Origin of the sequence: Mesorhizobium sp. C399B (assembly GCF_030323185.1) — a bacterium.
Taxonomy (GTDB): Bacteria; Pseudomonadota; Alphaproteobacteria; order Rhizobiales; family Rhizobiaceae; genus Mesorhizobium.
This window is the reverse complement of sequence record NZ_CP100472.1, coordinates 5,028,630-5,042,701: the sequence shown is the minus strand read 5'-3', so window position 1 is coordinate 5,042,701 and position 14,072 is coordinate 5,028,630. Positions and strand designations below refer to the sequence as shown.

The window sequence follows — 14,072 nt, the reverse complement described above, 5'->3', positions numbered from 1 at the left end:
GTCAGCTCTTGGCGAAATGGATACTGACCGTTCCCGAGCTGCCGAAGTCGGCGACGATGGTATCGCCGGGCCGCGCCTCGACCGGGCGCACGAACGATCCGGACAGCACCACCTCGCCGGCCGCGATGGACATGCCGTAGCGGGCGAGCCTGTCCGCCAGCCAGGCAATGCCCATCGCGGGATGGTTGAGCACGCCGGCGCCAAGCCCAGTCTCCTCGACCTCCGCATTGCGCGAGACGATGGCGCCGATCCAGCGCATATCGGCTTCATCGGGTCGTTGCGGCTGGCCGCCGATGACAATGCCGGCATTGGCGGCGTTGTCGGAAATCGTATCGAAGAAAGTGCGCGCCTTCTTTGTCTCGGCATTGACGCGTTCGATGCGCGTGTCGAGGATTTCGAGCGCCGGCGTGATATAATCGGTGGCGTTGAGCACGTCGAAGATGGTCACGCCTGGGCCCCTCAGCGGCGCCTTCATGACGAAGGCTATCTCGGCCTCGACGCGCGGCTGGATGAAGCGGCCGACGGGTATCGTCGCGCCGTCGTTGAAGAACATGTCGTCGAACAGCACGCCCGAATCCGGCGTGTCGATGGCGAGCGCATATTGCATCGCCTTCGATGTCAGGCCGATCTTCCAGCCCTTCGGGGTCAGCCCGGCATCGGTCTTGCGTTTCACCAGCGCTGCCTGGACGCGATAGGCATCCTCCATCGTCGCGTCGGGAAAATCGAGGCTGAGCAGACGGATCTGGCGGCGCGAACGCTCGGCTTCGAACAGCCTTGCCGCGGCATCTTCAACTTGCTCGGGGGTCACGATGCTGCCTCGTCGACGACGCCGTTGCGGAGCACGCCGATGCCGTCGGCTTCGACTTCGATCACGTCGCCCGGCTTCAGCCAGATCGGCGGGTCGAAGCGGGCGCCGGCGCCGGTCGGCGTACCGGTGACGATGATATCGCCTGGCACCAGCGTGGTGAAGGTGGAGACATAGGCGATGATCTTGCGGAACGAGAAGATCATCCGGCTGGTGCGGTCCTGCTGGCGCAATTCGCCATTGACGCGGGTGGTCAGCGCGATGTCGGCAATCTGCGCCTCGTCGGTGAACGGCACCAGCCACGGACCGAGCGAGCCGGTGCGGTCGAAATTCTTGCCCTGCGTGACGTTGAACTTGGCGTGCCGTACCCAATCGCGAATGGTGCCTTCGTTGCACAGGGATAGTGCCGCGATATGGTCAAGCGCATCCCTCTCGGCGATGCGTCGTCCACCCTTGCCGATGACGATGACGATCTCGCCCTCATAGTCCAGCTGCGGCGATTCCGGCGGCCGCACCAGCGGCGCATCGTGGCCGACGAAGGAGCGGGGGAAGCGGATGAACAGCGACGGGTTGGAAGGCGCGGCCTGGCCGTCCTTGTACTCTTCGTTGCGGTCCGGGTAGTTGACGCCGACGCAGATGATCTTTTCTGGCGACGGCACAGGGATTTCATAAGCGATGGCGCCGACTGGAAAATCGACGGCGTAGGCTTCGGCCTCTTCCGCCAGCCGCCGTAGCACGCCGGCCTCGATCACTTCGCGCAGCGTCGGCCACTGGCTGTGCCGCGCCGACAGGTCGACGACGCCCTTATCTGTGACCACGCCATAGCGCGTCTTGCCGCCGACGGTGAAGGTGGCGAGCCGCCCATGTGCAGTCATCCCGGTCTCCGTCAGGTTCGCGTCTGTGGTCACGGTGCGATGATCGGCGACGCCGCCAAATCCGGTTGGCGTGCGGCCGCGCCGGCAAAGGTGCTGCCCTCCTCGAACCAGCTTTTCGGCGCCGGCGCGCCCCATAGCGTCTGGCGCTGCGGGTCCTTGAGGTCCCATTTGATCGGCTCCAGATCCGGATCGACCGTCTGGTAGTCCGAGCAATAGATCTCGATGCGGTGATTGTCCGGGTCGCGGACATAAAGGAAGAAGGCGTTGGAAATGCCATGCCGGCCTGGGCCGCGCTCGATGTTTGCGAGGTAACCGGTCGTCGCCATCAGATCGAGCAGGTCGATGATGTTGAGCGGTGTCGGCACCCAGAAGGCGACGTGATGCAGGCGCGGACCCACACCGTTGGTGAAGGCGATGTCGTGGACACCGCCCTTGCGGTGCGTCCAGGCCGCCCACAGCTTTCCGCTACTGGCATCCTCGGTGTATTCGGTGACGCGGAAGCCAAGCTCGTTGTAGAAGGCGACGGACTCGTCGACATTGGGCGAGAAGCAGTTGAAGTGGTCGATGCGCAGCGGCTTCACGCCCTTGTAGAGCGCATATTTCTGATGAATCGGCGGCAGCCTTTCCATTTGGGCAAAGAACTCGAGCGGAATGCCGTGCGGGTCGCGGGTGCGGAAGGTGCGCGACTGGTACGGTCGCTCGACCCACTCGACCGGCAGGCCTTTTGCCTTGAAGAAATGCTCGGCCTTGTCGAGATCCTCATCCGAGAAAACCTTGAAGCCGAGATCGCGTGCTTCGGCGCTGCCGGCCCTCTTCAGCACGATGCAGTGGTGTCCGCGCTCTTCCAGGGCCCTTAGATAGATGGCGTCCGATGTCTCGTCGGTAACCTGCAGGCCGAGCGTGTCGACATAGAAGGCGCGGGATTTCGCAAGGTCGGTGGCCGCCAGTTCGACATGGCTGAGGCGCACGATGTTGAAGGCGGGATAGAGGTTTGGTTTGGGCAGTGGCATGCGATGTCCTCCGGTCAGCCGCCGAGTTTCTGGATCGTGTGCGCTGAAGTGGCGAAGGCGATGTTCTTCGTCTCCATGTAGAAATCGAAGGAATGGTCGCCGCCGTCGCGGCCGATGCCGGAATTCTTGACGCCGCCGAACGGCGTCGGCAAATGCCGCACATTCTCCGAATTGACCCAGATCATGCCGGCGTCCAGCGCATCGGTGAAGCGGAAGGCGCGGGTAACATCCGACGTCCAGAGATAGCCGGTCAGGCCGTATTGGGTGTCGTTGGCCAGCGCCAGCGCTTCGGCCTCGTCCTTGAAGGAAATGGCGGTCAGCACCGGCCCGAAAATCTCTTCCTGGGCAATGCGCATCCTGTTGGTGGCGCCGGTAAACAGCGTCGGGCTGACATAGCAGCCACCTCCCGGACCGGCGAACTTGCCGCCGCCGGCGGCTACCACCGCGCCTTCCGATTTGCCGATCTCGATATAGGAAAGCACCTTTTCCTCGTGCACCGGATGGATCAGCGGACCAACCACCGTTTTGGGATCGAGCGGATGGCCAACCTTGATGCGCTTTGCCTTCTCCGCAACCAGATCCGTGAATGTGTCGTAGACCGAGGCTTCGACCAGAAGCCGCGACGATGAGGTGCAGCGTTCGCCGTTGAGCGAGTAGATCATGAACACGGCCGCATCCGCCGCACGTTCGAGATCGGCGTCGGCGAAGACGATCACCGGGTTCTTCCCGCCCAGTTCGAAATGCACGCGCTTCAGCGTATCGGCGCCTTGTTTCATGATCATCGAGCCGGTGCGGCTCTCACCGACAAAACCGATCGCCTTGATGTCAGGGTGCTCGGTCAGCGCCTTGCCGGCGTGCTCGCCGAGGCCGTTGACCAGGTTCCACACGCCTTTCGGCAGGCCGGCCTCCTCCGCGATCTCGACCAGCAGGCGAGCGGTCAGCGGCGAAAATTCGGCCGGCTTGTGGACGACGGTGCAGCCTGCCGCCAGCGCCGGCGCGATCTTCCATGTCGACAGCATGAACGGCGTGTTCCACGGCGTGATGATGCCGACCGGGCCGATCGGCACGCGCGTGGTGATGTTGACCTGGCCTGTCGTGCGCAGCGTCTCGCCGTCGCGCGCTTCCGGCGCGCGGTCGGCGAAGAAGCGGAAATTCTCGGCGCCGCGCAGCGCGGCCTTGGCCATGAATTTCAGCGCCTGGCCGGTGTCCATGCACTCGACGAAGGCGATCTCCTCGGCGCGCGCTTCGATCGCATCAGCTATCTTGTGCAGCAGCTTCTTGCGCCCGTCGCCCGGCATGGCGGCCCAGGCCGGGAACGCCGCCTTTGCCGCCTTGGCGGCGCGGTCGATATCGGCGGCGCTGCCACGCGCGACCTTGGCCAGCGGCTTGAGATCGACCGGCGACATGGCCTCGAAGGTCGAGCCATCCACCGCCGGCACCGCTTCGCCGCCGATCTGGTTCAGCACGCCGTCGCGCTTGAAACGGGCCAGATAGGCCTCGGCCTTTTTCAGATTGCCTTCGAGGTCGGACATATCAGCTTCCGTCACTTGCCGCGCAGTCGCGGGTGGATTGCATTTTTCTTCCAGCTCAGGACCGGATCGATTTCCCTGATCTCCAGGGAAAGAGCGAAATGCGGGGTCTCGAACAGGGGGGCGAGGTATTCGCTCACGGCGGAGAAGACCGCCTCCCCGGTTCGTCTCTTGTCCTCGGCACTGCGGCCGGTTCCAATGCGAAACGACATGTCGAGAAAGGCGTTTTCCGGTAAGCTGTCGGCGATCGCATAGGCCTCCGCGCGGAAGGCCCGCACCCGCACCGCGCCGGTTTCAAACAGCCCGGTGCCGAGCACGGTGCGCAACACCAGCGCGCACAATTCGCTCATGTCGACCTTGGCATCGAGGTTGGCCGAATACTCGATGGAAAAGTGAGGCACCGCGTCTCGTTCCCCGGATTGTTCCACTGTTGTAGTTAACGCGTTAATTACATGCAGCATCACTGAAGTCAAGCCTTGCATCCAAGTTGAGGCGACGATACGGGATGGAAAGGTCAGGTTTTGGCGTGCGGTCCCGCCGACCGCCCGCATCATTGGGGACGCTGCTTCTTGCTGCCTGAAAACACCCGTCGTTCTCTGCCGATGGCGCTGCTCCATGCCCGCGAAGTGGTGATGGCGCGGTTTCGCCCTATGCTGGCGGCGCATGACGTGACCGAACAGCAATGGCGTGTGCTGCGCGTTCTGAGCGAGGCCGGCCCTGTCGAGGCGACGGAACTTGCCGATCGCGCTTCGGTGCTGCCGCCCAGCCTGACACGCATCATCAAGACGCTCGAGGGCCGAAAATTCATCACCCGCAACAAGGCGGAAGGCGATGGCCGCCGTGTCGTGCTGACGATCGCCCCGGCGGGTTCCGCCCTGATCGATGCCTTGTCGCCGGAACGCCTCGTCATCTACCGCGACATCGAACAGCGCTTCGGACATGAGAGGCTCGAGCAATTGCTCGATCTGCTGGAGAGCCTGATCGCCGGCGAGAACTGACTGCTCCCGCTCAGCCGCCAAAACTGCCAAGCCGCGTCGGCTGCGTGTAATTGCGGTCGACATAAAGCAGCGCCGAGCCGCCGCTGCCGTGCCTGACATCGATGACGCGGCCGATCATGACATTGTGCGTGCCGACGATGTGCACATCCTCGATCTCGCAATCGAAATTGACGATCGCGTCCGACAGCGCCGGCGTCCCCGAGGTCAGCGTTTGCCAGCGCGCCGCCGAATAGCGCGCCTCCATGTCCCTGGTCGCCCCGGCGAACTTGCCGGCCAGGTGCATATGGTCATGCGTCAGCACGTTGACGCAGAAGCGCCGGTTGGCGAGAAACATGGCCGCCTGCGTCGAGCGGCCGTTCATGCACACCAGCAGTGTCGGAGGTTCGTCCGACACACTGCACATGGCGGTGGCGGTGAAGCCGCCGCGCCCGGCCGGGCCATCTGTCGTGACGATGTTGACCGGCGCGCAGACCCTTGCCATGGCGTCGCGGAAATCGGCCTTCGAAATCTGCGTGGCCATCTGACATCACCCGGCCGTAGAAGCGAGCGGATTGAGCCAGGTATCTCCCGTCCAGCCATTCTCGTCATAGTCGGCCATGCAGGTATCGACCAGTTCTTCCATGGCCTTCAGCCGGCCGCCGCGTTCGGCGCCCTTCAGCACCTGCAGCCGCACCTCTTCCGGCGCACCGGCATAGTTGAGTTCGTAGAGCGCGTGGCGGCCGCCGAACTCGGTGCCGGTCGCGTCCCACAACAGTTTCATGATCTTGATGCGCTCGACATGGCCCATGTCGTTGGAACCGCGCACATACTGCGCGAGGTATTTGTCGATCTCGGGATTGTTGAAGTCGCGCACCGATGACGGCAGGTAGATCAAGCCGGAGGCGATCACCCGGCGCACCGTGTCGATGACGCGCGGATAGGCTTCCGACATGAAAGTCCGGTAGGCAAGGGCTGCTTCCAGGTTGGGCAGGACAGCGCCATTCGCCCAGGGGATCGGATTATAAGCCATGGCGTTGGAAAAGCTCCAGAACATGTGCCTGAGCGCGATGACCTCGCCCAGCGCCGCCTGGTTGCCGCGGAAGGCATCGCCGCCGGTGGCGCGCAGCGCCTTTGCCAGCAGGCCGGCGAGGAAGTCGAGCTTGACGGCAAAGCGTGTGCAGCCCTGGAAGCAATAGCCATGCATGAAGCCCGAAGCCGGATGGAAGGACAGGATTTTCTGCGCCTCGCGCAGCACCAGCACGTCCTCCCAGGGGATGAAGACATTGTCGAGCACCAGGATGGCATCGTTCTCGTCGAAGCGCGACGACAACGGATAGTCGAACGGAGCCGCCGCCGTGTTGGCCGTCTGCTCATAGGAGGCGCGGCAGAACATCTTTACCCCCGGCGCATTCATCGGCACGATGAACATGACCGACAGCGACGGATCTTCGGTGACCGTCGCCGAACTCTGCGCCAGGAAATTGTAGTGGGTCAGCGCCGAGGACGTCGCCACCACCTTGGCGCCGGAGACATAGATGCCGGCGTCGGTCTCCTTGGTGATGTGGACGAAGACATCCTTCACCTGTTCGGCCGGCTTGTGGCGGTCGATCGGCGGGTTGACGATGGCGTGGTTCATGAACAGCACGGCTTCCTGCGCACGCTTGTGCCAGGCGAGCGCATTGTCCTTGAACGGGCCGTACCAGTCGGCATTGGCGCCGAGCGTGTTCATCAGTGCCGCCTTGTAATCGGGCGTGCGGCCCATCCAGCCATAGGACATGCGTGACCACTCGGCGATCGCGGTCTGCTGGGCCGCGAGTTCGCCGGAGGATTTGGCGACGCGGAAATATTTGTGGGTGTAGCCGCCCGAACCGGTATCGGTAGGCGAGGTCAGCGTGCCCTGCCGCTTGGGATCGTGCAGCGCATCATAGAGGCGCGCCAGCGACCGCGCCGAATTGCGCATCGCCGGATGGGTGGTGACATCGGCGATGCGCTCGCCGTTGATGTAGACCTCGCGGCCGTCGCGCAAGCTCTCCAGATACTCGGCCCCGGTGAACGGGCGCCCATTGTCGGCACGAAAGTCTTCCGATCGCATGATGTTCCTCCACTTATGGCATCAACTCTAGCGCTCCTGGCAAGGATCGGTTAGGACGTAACGGCAAAACCGATTGGACTTTTTCCGGCGCCATGAGCCTCAATTCCATTCCTGATTTCTTTGTCTATGGCGAGCCGGTGCGGCCGCTTGATGTCGGCTTCCTGCATGTCGAGACGGTGCTTGCGCGCAGCAACATTCATCTCGGCCAGGTTGCCGCGCACAAGCATCCGCAAATGGGCCAGATCACCTACTGGACCAGCGGCTCCGGCACCTACCGCATCGAAGACCAATCCTGGGACTTTTCGGCACCGGCCGTCAGCTTCGTGCCGAGCACCATCGTGCATGGCTTCTCGATCGGGCCCGGCACCGACGCCATCGTCGTTTCGGTCGCCGATGATGCGCTTGCGGCAATAGCCGCTCACAGCCTGCTGCCATTGGACCGGCCGGTCTTTGCCGATAGCCTTCCTCAGCACGTCGCGTGGAAAAGGCTGGCGGCGGTGCTGGAGATGATCGCCGCCGAATATGCCGAGGCGCAGGCCGGCAGTGACAAGACCCTGCCGGCGCTGATCGCCGTCGCGCTCTCGCACATCGCGCGCCTTGGTCCCGAGGTAATGGATGCCACCGGTTCTTCCGATGCTGCATTGGCGCGCGGCTTGCGCCGTCTGGTCGATGCGCATTTCCGCGACAACTGGCCCGTCGACCGCTACGTCGGGGCGCTGGCCACGACACCGCATCTTCTCGACAAGGCCGCCCATACGGTGCTTGGCAGCGGCGTCAAGCGGCTCATGGGCGAGCGACGGTTGCTGGAGGCCAAGCGGTTGCTGCTGTTCACCGTGCGCACCGTCGAGGACATCGCCTACGAAATCGGCTTCGAAGATCCGGCCTATTTCTCACGCTTCTTCCGGGAGCGGGTTGGCCAGGCGCCCGCCGCCTGGCGCCGCGCGCAGCTGGGGCAGAGTTGAAGCTTCCGCGCCGGCCAGGATCAGGCGTTTGGGCCGACACGCCGGCCAGGCACGGCGCCGCCGAGTTGATCCACCTGTTGATAGGTGTTGCCGCGCAGCATCACCCCGCACGGCGCGGCGCATCGAGATTGATGTCGCCGCGAAACTTGCTGGTGTTTTTTGTCGCTTCCAAACGGTTCGTTATTTGAACCACCAATTTACGTGCTATGAGCGGACTGCAAGGTGGATTGGCTTCCGTCCCATGCGAAGTATCTTGAGGATGCACGATGAGCACAGTCGGCAAAGCGATATCGCTGTTGGAGCAGTTCACGCTCGGCGAACCGGAGATCGGCCTGTCCGAGCTCGCCCGCAAAACCGGCCTCGACAAGGCAACGGCGCGGCGCCTGCTGATGGCGCTGGCCGACCACCGCCTGATCGAACAAGAGCCGGCAAGCCGCCGCTACCGGCTCGGCGCCGGCCTGTCGCGGCTGGCCCGCTTTCGCGACGCGCATTTTCCCTTCGTGCGCGTGGCAGCACCTGTGGTTCGCGAGCTGGCGCTGGAAACCGGCGAGACGGTGCATCTGTCGGAATTCAGCGCCGGCGCACTGCTGACGGTCCATGTCGAGCTCTCGGCAAAGGCCAACCGGGTCAATGTCGATGTCGGCCAGGTGCTGCCCTTGCACGGCACCGCCTCCGGCATCGCCTTTCTCGCCGCTTCGCCTCGGGAAGCGGCCGAGGCCTATGTCGACAAGCCGTTGCCGACCTTCACGCCACACACGGTGACGCAGCCCGACAGGCTGATGAAGGCGATCCGGCTTGCCGCCAAGCGCGGCTATTCCTCGAGCTCCCAAGGCTATGAAGAAGGCGTGCACAGCATAGCCGCGGCAATCCTCGGCTCCGATGGGCGTCCTCTCGGTGCGCTCGCGGTGGCCTCGCCTGTGTCACGCGCCGATGACAGCATGGCAGCCAGCCAGGGCGAAGCGGTGATCCAGGCGGCGCGGCTGATTTCAGCGCGCCTGGCCGGCGAAGCCTGACATCTCTACCGTCGCAGGGGAGATGATTAGCGGGTTAAGTTCCCAGCGGCGCACCGGCCTTGCCGCGAGACCGGAACGCTTCGTCTGGGACAGGCGGCTGGAGCGCAGCAAGGAAGAATTGTTGTCGCCCGCCCGCGCGTCGCCCACGATCTCGGAAATCGCCTTTGCCTGCGGGTTCAATTCGAGTGCGCATTTTTCGCGCGCGTTCGAGAGCCGGTACGATGTGGCCCGCGGGAGTTGCGCCAGAGGCTGAGGGCGGTGGTGCATTAAGGGGTGGGCCGTTTGCCGGATCTTGGAGAGCGCCGTAGCTCGCCGAAAGCCGGCATCCGGCAGCAAGTTCTACATATTGGCAGCGGTTGGCCGCACGATCACTTCGTTGACGTCGACGCCATCGGGTTGATCAAGCGCAAAACGGATCGCCCGTGCAATGGCGTCCGGTGTGAGCGACTTCTGCCGCCATTCTTTCAGAGCCGTGGCGACCTGAGGATCGCTGATATCGTCGCCCAGTTCGGTTGCGGTCACTCCGGGGGAGATGATCGTGGCGCGGATGTCGTCATGCTCCTGCCGCAGCCCCTCCGTGATTGCCCAGACGGCATATTTCGTGCCGCAATAGACCGCCGCGGTGGGCAGCACGATATGCGCGCCGACCGAGGCGACATTGACGATATGCCCATTCTTCTGGGCGACGAAGCGCGGCAGCACCGCGGCGATCCCGTTCAGCACGCCGCCGATGTTGACATTGATCATGCGAGACCACTCATCGCGCTTCAGCGCGGCAAGCGGCGACAGCGGCATGACGCCGGCATTGTTGACCAGCACATCGATCTGCCCGAATTCGGCATGAGCGGCATCGGCAAAGGCGTCGAAATTCGCCGCGTCAGTCACGTCGAGTTCGCGCCACGCCACGCCTTTGCCTATTTCTGCGGCCAGCGCCTTGAGCCGCTCGGTGCGGCGGGCCCCGATGAACAGTCTGGCGCCGGCACCGGCAAGTTCCCGAACCGTCGCTTCGCCGATGCCGCTGGAGGCGCCGGTGATGAGTACAACCTTGTCTTTAAGTCCCGTCATGATCGTTCCTTTTTCGCTGCGGTGACGGGGAGATAGATGGCGCGAACCGGCAAAGGCCGGTAGCGTGATCGTCCAAAGAGTTTGCACGATCCTCCAAATGAACTCGAAATGCCTTGCAACATTTCGCGCCATGAAGATTTATGCGGCATGGAGAAAATCAATGAACTCGCCGAGCTGATCACCCGCTTTGCGCCGAAATCTGGCATGGCCGGCACTGCGGTGCCGCGGCTGTCGCTCATTCGCGCCAACCAGCCCAGTGCACCCGTGCCTGCGGTCTACGAGGCGTCGCTTTGCATAATCGCCCAAGGATCGAAGCGCGTCTCGCTGGCCGACCAGAGCGTGGTCTATGACGCATCGAGCTACCTGCTCGTCTCGGTCGACCTGCCGCTGGTCGGGCATGTGTTGGAGGCGAGCCCGGCGGCGCCCTACCTCTGTTGCAAGATAGATTTTGATTCCACCGCGCTGGCCGAACTGCTTGTGAAAGAAGGACGTGCATCCCCCAGCAGGGATCTGCCGGTGTTAGCTGCCTATCCAAGTGACCCCGACCTGATTGATGCCGCCTGTCGGCTTGTCAGGCTGCTCGATCGCCCCGAGAGCGTCACCGTGCTGGCGCCGCTGATCGAACGCGAAATCCTTTACCGGCTCCTCACCGGACCGCACGGTGACACGCTTCGCCAGATGGCGTCGGTGGACAGCCACCTGAACCAGGTCAGCCGCGCCATCGCCACGATCCGCAATCATTTCCAGGCACAACTGCGCATCGAAGAGATTGCGGCGGCATCAGGCATGAGCGCGTCGTCCCTTCATGCCCATTTCAAGGCGATTACGCGCATGACCCCGCTCGAATACCAGAAGCAGCTGCGCCTGCAGGAGGCGCGAAGGATTATGCTTGCCGGCGGCGCAAACGCAGGCACGGCCGGGTTCGCGGTGGGCTATGACAGCCCTTCGCAGTTCAGCCGAGAATATCGTCGCCTGTTCGGTGCGCCGCCCCGGAAAGATATTGACCGCCTTCAGGCAACACCCAGTTCGGCTGCGGCTTATTGAGTTTTCCGAGCGGCATGCGCCAGCCATGGCTGGTCAGGAGCCAGCCGCCTCCAGGTGGCGAAGCGTCCGATCATGCTCGGTAGAACTCCCGGTACCATTCGACAAAGCGCGGAACCCCTATTTCGATCGGGATTTTGGGCTTGAAGCCGGTCGCCTCCTCGAGCGAGCTGACATTGGCGAAAGTTGCCGGAACGTCGCCTGGCTGAAGTGGCCTGAGGTTGCGGTTTGCCTTGCGTCCCAGCGCGTCTTCGAGCACCTCGATCAATCGGTTCAGTTGAACGGGCGAATTGCCGCCGATGTTGTGAATCCTGAACGGGGCGTTGCTGGTCGCTGGGTCTGGCGCGACACTTTTCCACTCAGGATTGGGTGTCGCGGGTTGCTGCATGACGCGGATAATACCTTCGACAATGTCGTCGATATAGGTGAAATCCCGCTGCATGTTGCCATAGTTGAAGACCTCGATCGGCTCGCCGGCGAGGATAGCCTTGGCGAAGATGAACAGCGCCATGTCCGGCCGCCCCCACGGACCATAGACGGTGAAAAAACGCAGCCCGGTGGTCGGCAGTCCAAACAGATGGCTGTATGTGTGCGCCATCAGCTCGTTCGCCTTCTTGCTTGCGGCGTAAAGGCTGAGCGGATGGTCCGCCGGATCGTGCACGGAAAACGGCATGCGGGTGCTGCCGCCATAAATCGAACTCGACGATGCATAGACCAGATGGCCGACGGACGCCTGCCGGCATCCTTCCAGGATGTTGACAAAGCCGCTGAGGTTGCTTTCCACATAGGCGTGCGGATTGCTGATCGAATAGCGTACGCCGGCTTGCGCCGCGAGATTGACGACAACCTCCGGCGCGGCCGAAAGGAAGAGCTCCGAAATACGGTCCCGCTCCGTGAGATCGGCATGCTCGAAACAAAAATTCGAAAACGCTTTCAGCCGCTCGAGACGAGCCTGCTTCAGGCTGACGTCATAATACTCGTTCATGGAGTCAAGGCCGATAACCTGGCGTCCTTCGGCAAGCAGCCTCAGGCAAAGATGAAACCCTATGAACCCGGCTGCGCCGGTGATCAGTATCGGCCTGCTTGATGTCACTGCATATCCTAGCGTTAATTTCAGGCGAGCTTTACAAGCTCCAGTATTTTATGTTGTCGGGAACTTCATCGGGCTTGATGGCCGACTTGACATCGAACAGTGTCCCCCCCGGCCTGATCATTTGAAAAAGACGCGCTCTTTCGTTGGTGAGATATTGCCTGTGAGGCACCGCCAGAACAAGCGCCTGCAAATCGTTTATCTCATCGAGCGGCAGGATTGTTTCGCCGTGATCAAGCCGAGCGGTTTCGACATCGGCAAGGGGATCATGGACTTTGGGGACAATTCCGAACTGCCTTAGTTCCTTGACCATGTCGAAAACGCGGCTGTTGCGCAAATCCGGCACGTCCTCCTTGAATGTCAGCCCGAGAATGCCGACAGAAGCCCCTTTGACGGGCGTGTCAGAACCAATCAGCCGTTTGACAACCTGCTGGGCGACGAAGGCCCCCATGCCGTCATTGATGCGACGTCCGGCGAGGATGATCTGCGGATGGTAACCTTCGGCCTCGGCCTTGGCGGTCAAATAATATGGATCGACGCTGATGCAGTGGCCGCCGACGAACCCCGGTTTGAAGGGAAGGAAGTTCCATTTCGTCGACGCAGCATCAAGAACATCCTGCGTCCGGATATCGAGCCGCTCGAAGATCATTGCCAGTTCGTTCATCAGCGCGATGTTCAGATCGCGCTGGGTGTTCTCGATAACCTTCGCTGCCTCGGCCACCTTGATCGACGGGGCGCGGTAGACGCCGGCATCGATGATACGGCCATAAACGTTCGCGACGCGCTCCAGCGTCTCGTTATTCTCGCCGGAGACGACTTTGACGATCTTTTGCAGCGAGTGTTCCCGATCGCCGGGGTTGGCGCGTTCGGGCGAATAGCCGAGGGCAAAGTCGCGGGGATGTCGCAGGCCGGAAACCTGCTCGATGATCGGCCCACAGAAATCTTCGGTCACACCTGGATAGACTGTCGACTCAAAAACGACGACGGCGCCTTTGCTCACCGCCTCGCCGACGAGTTCGGACGCCAGTTTCAAAGAAGCTAGATCGGGAGCGCGATTTGCGTCGATAGGGGTTGGCACGGCAACGATGAAGAAAGTAGCGCCTTTCAACATCTCCCGGTCGGTGGTCAGCCCTATCGAGGTCTCCTTGAGCGCCGTTGCATCAACTTCTCCCGTACGATCGACGCCGCCACGCAATTCCCCGATCCGACGCTCGCTGATGTCAAAAGCTATGGTGCCGGGGAAAACCTTCCCGAAGGCGATGGCTACCGGCAGGCCGACATAACCCAGGCCGATAACTGCAATGCGTTCGGACATCCGTGGGGTTCCTCGAGCCACCTGTTGAGCCGACGTGCTTGTATGGCAGGCTGTAGGCCAATTCAACGATGCTCTATCGCGAAGAAGAATGTCTCACGCAAATAGGCGTCACCGTTTTTTTCATGTTGCCATCCGCCGATGCCATCGATGTTGTGGATAAAATCCAGCAGGATCGGGTCTCGAGCCACTCTCTGCTGCGGATTGGGGTGAACCGTCAGGTTCTGCCGGCCATCTACGCAGCGGCGGCCCTGACGACAGGGCTGATATTCTCTGCTGCCAATCCATAGGCCACTATCGG

General features: G+C 62.4%; 16 protein-coding genes. 6 read left to right on the top strand and 10 right to left on the bottom strand.

From position 1 onward, the window contains the following. Position 1: 1 nt before the first annotated feature. Genes hpaH through NLY36_RS23935 form a run of 5 tightly spaced genes read right to left on the bottom strand, consistent with a single transcriptional unit; the run spans position 2 to position 4,620 of the window. Positions 2 to 811, bottom strand: coding sequence for a 2-oxo-hept-4-ene-1,7-dioate hydratase (gene hpaH / locus NLY36_RS23955; RefSeq protein ID WP_023735686.1), 810 nt, complete (start codon positions 809 to 811; stop codon positions 2 to 4). Continuing rightward, a complete protein-coding gene (locus NLY36_RS23950; protein ID WP_023735687.1) occupies positions 805 to 1,680 on the bottom strand; it encodes a fumarylacetoacetate hydrolase family protein in 876 nt (291 codons plus the stop codon). Before NLY36_RS23950 ends, hpaH begins: the two co-directional genes overlap by 7 nt. A 29-nt stretch (positions 1,681 to 1,709) precedes the next feature. Continuing rightward, on the bottom strand, positions 1,710 to 2,690 hold the full coding sequence (gene hpaD, locus NLY36_RS23945; protein ID WP_023692268.1) for a 3,4-dihydroxyphenylacetate 2,3-dioxygenase: 981 nt from the start codon (positions 2,688 to 2,690) through the stop codon (positions 1,710 to 1,712). A gap of 14 nt (positions 2,691 to 2,704) precedes the next feature. After that, positions 2,705 to 4,222: a 5-carboxymethyl-2-hydroxymuconate semialdehyde dehydrogenase gene (hpaE, locus tag NLY36_RS23940; protein ID WP_023695204.1), complete on the bottom strand. Its 1,518-nt coding sequence runs from the start codon at positions 4,220 to 4,222 to the stop codon at positions 2,705 to 2,707. An 11-nt stretch (positions 4,223 to 4,233) separates the two neighbouring features. Continuing rightward, on the bottom strand, positions 4,234 to 4,620 hold the full coding sequence (locus NLY36_RS23935; RefSeq protein ID WP_023695203.1) for a 5-carboxymethyl-2-hydroxymuconate Delta-isomerase: 387 nt from the start codon (positions 4,618 to 4,620) through the stop codon (positions 4,234 to 4,236). Positions 4,621 to 4,821: 201 nt separating this feature from the next. Here NLY36_RS23935 and hpaR point away from each other — a divergent pair, with 201 nt between their 5' ends. Then, the gene (gene hpaR, locus NLY36_RS23930) at positions 4,822 to 5,217 is read left to right on the top strand and encodes a homoprotocatechuate degradation operon regulator HpaR (protein ID WP_023695202.1); all 396 of its coding nucleotides are present in this window, start codon (positions 4,822 to 4,824) and stop codon (positions 5,215 to 5,217) included. Positions 5,218 to 5,227: 10 nt separating this feature from the next. On the opposite strand, the gene NLY36_RS23925 is transcribed toward hpaR, so the two are convergent. Together NLY36_RS23925 and NLY36_RS23920 are read right to left on the bottom strand one after the other, a co-directional pair. After that, complete coding sequence (locus NLY36_RS23925; RefSeq protein WP_023667825.1) at positions 5,228 to 5,737, bottom strand: flavin reductase; 510 nt, start codon at positions 5,735 to 5,737, stop codon at positions 5,228 to 5,230. Between the two features lie 6 nt (positions 5,738 to 5,743). Beyond that, on the bottom strand, positions 5,744 to 7,288 hold the full coding sequence (locus tag NLY36_RS23920) for a 4-hydroxyphenylacetate 3-hydroxylase N-terminal domain-containing protein (RefSeq protein ID WP_023695201.1): 1,545 nt from the start codon (positions 7,286 to 7,288) through the stop codon (positions 5,744 to 5,746). Between the two features lie 92 nt (positions 7,289 to 7,380). Here NLY36_RS23920 and NLY36_RS23915 point away from each other — a divergent pair, with 92 nt between their 5' ends. The 3 genes from NLY36_RS23915 to NLY36_RS23905 all read left to right on the top strand — a co-directional run bounded on the left by NLY36_RS23915 (position 7,381) and on the right by NLY36_RS23905 (position 9,516). Further along, positions 7,381 to 8,250 (top strand): helix-turn-helix domain-containing protein, encoded by an 870-nt coding sequence (locus tag NLY36_RS23915; RefSeq protein ID WP_023667823.1) that lies wholly within the window; start codon positions 7,381 to 7,383, stop codon positions 8,248 to 8,250. A gap of 266 nt (positions 8,251 to 8,516) precedes the next feature. Next, positions 8,517 to 9,263 carry an IclR family transcriptional regulator gene (locus NLY36_RS23910; RefSeq protein ID WP_023695200.1) on the top strand — a complete coding sequence of 249 codons (747 nt, stop codon included), beginning with the start codon at positions 8,517 to 8,519 and terminating at the stop codon, positions 9,261 to 9,263. A 22-nt stretch (positions 9,264 to 9,285) separates the two neighbouring features. After that, on the top strand, positions 9,286 to 9,516 hold the full coding sequence (locus NLY36_RS23905) for a helix-turn-helix domain-containing protein (protein ID WP_023708113.1): 231 nt from the start codon (positions 9,286 to 9,288) through the stop codon (positions 9,514 to 9,516). Positions 9,517 to 9,602: 86 nt separating this feature from the next. Here NLY36_RS23905 and NLY36_RS23900 read toward each other — a convergent pair whose 3' ends face one another. Next, complete coding sequence (locus NLY36_RS23900) at positions 9,603 to 10,328, bottom strand: SDR family oxidoreductase (protein WP_023682721.1); 726 nt, start codon at positions 10,326 to 10,328, stop codon at positions 9,603 to 9,605. 147 nt (positions 10,329 to 10,475) lie between these two features. Here NLY36_RS23900 and NLY36_RS23895 point away from each other — a divergent pair, with 147 nt between their 5' ends. Then, positions 10,476 to 11,372 (top strand): AraC family transcriptional regulator, encoded by an 897-nt coding sequence (locus NLY36_RS23895; protein WP_023667819.1) that lies wholly within the window; start codon positions 10,476 to 10,478, stop codon positions 11,370 to 11,372. 70 nt (positions 11,373 to 11,442) lie between these two features. Here NLY36_RS23895 and NLY36_RS23890 read toward each other — a convergent pair whose 3' ends face one another. Together NLY36_RS23890 and NLY36_RS23885 are read right to left on the bottom strand one after the other, a co-directional pair. After that, positions 11,443 to 12,462 (bottom strand): NAD-dependent epimerase, encoded by a 1,020-nt coding sequence (locus NLY36_RS23890; protein ID WP_023695199.1) that lies wholly within the window; start codon positions 12,460 to 12,462, stop codon positions 11,443 to 11,445. 31 nt (positions 12,463 to 12,493) lie between these two features. Further along, the gene (locus NLY36_RS23885; RefSeq protein WP_023695198.1) at positions 12,494 to 13,774 is read right to left on the bottom strand and encodes a nucleotide sugar dehydrogenase; all 1,281 of its coding nucleotides are present in this window, start codon (positions 13,772 to 13,774) and stop codon (positions 12,494 to 12,496) included. 68 nt (positions 13,775 to 13,842) lie between these two features. Between NLY36_RS23885 and NLY36_RS23880 the strand changes: the two genes are divergently transcribed. Continuing rightward, the gene (locus NLY36_RS23880) at positions 13,843 to 14,061 is read left to right on the top strand and encodes a hypothetical protein (RefSeq protein ID WP_023695197.1); all 219 of its coding nucleotides are present in this window, start codon (positions 13,843 to 13,845) and stop codon (positions 14,059 to 14,061) included. Positions 14,062 to 14,072 lie beyond the last annotated feature (11 nt).

Coding starts and splice junctions, on each gene's coding strand:
- NLY36_RS23950 (WP_023735687.1), bottom strand. CDS start 1,680: ATGACTGCACATGGGCGGCTCGCCACCTTCACCGTCGGCGGCAAGACG.
- hpaD (WP_023692268.1), bottom strand. CDS start 2,690: ATGCCACTGCCCAAACCAAACCTCTATCCCGCCTTCAACATCGTGCGC.
- hpaE (WP_023695204.1), bottom strand. CDS start 4,222: ATGTCCGACCTCGAAGGCAATCTGAAAAAGGCCGAGGCCTATCTGGCC.
- hpaR (WP_023695202.1), top strand. CDS start 4,822: ATGGCGCTGCTCCATGCCCGCGAAGTGGTGATGGCGCGGTTTCGCCCT.
- NLY36_RS23925 (WP_023667825.1), bottom strand. CDS start 5,737: ATGGCCACGCAGATTTCGAAGGCCGATTTCCGCGACGCCATGGCAAGG.
- NLY36_RS23920 (WP_023695201.1), bottom strand. CDS start 7,288: ATGCGATCGGAAGACTTTCGTGCCGACAATGGGCGCCCGTTCACCGGG.
- NLY36_RS23915 (WP_023667823.1), top strand. CDS start 7,381: ATGAGCCTCAATTCCATTCCTGATTTCTTTGTCTATGGCGAGCCGGTG.
- NLY36_RS23910 (WP_023695200.1), top strand. CDS start 8,517: ATGAGCACAGTCGGCAAAGCGATATCGCTGTTGGAGCAGTTCACGCTC.
- NLY36_RS23905 (WP_023708113.1), top strand. CDS start 9,286: ATGATTAGCGGGTTAAGTTCCCAGCGGCGCACCGGCCTTGCCGCGAGA.
- NLY36_RS23900 (WP_023682721.1), bottom strand. CDS start 10,328: ATGACGGGACTTAAAGACAAGGTTGTACTCATCACCGGCGCCTCCAGC.
- NLY36_RS23895 (WP_023667819.1), top strand. CDS start 10,476: ATGGAGAAAATCAATGAACTCGCCGAGCTGATCACCCGCTTTGCGCCG.
- NLY36_RS23885 (WP_023695198.1), bottom strand. CDS start 13,774: ATGTCCGAACGCATTGCAGTTATCGGCCTGGGTTATGTCGGCCTGCCG.
- NLY36_RS23880 (WP_023695197.1), top strand. CDS start 13,843: ATGCTCTATCGCGAAGAAGAATGTCTCACGCAAATAGGCGTCACCGTT.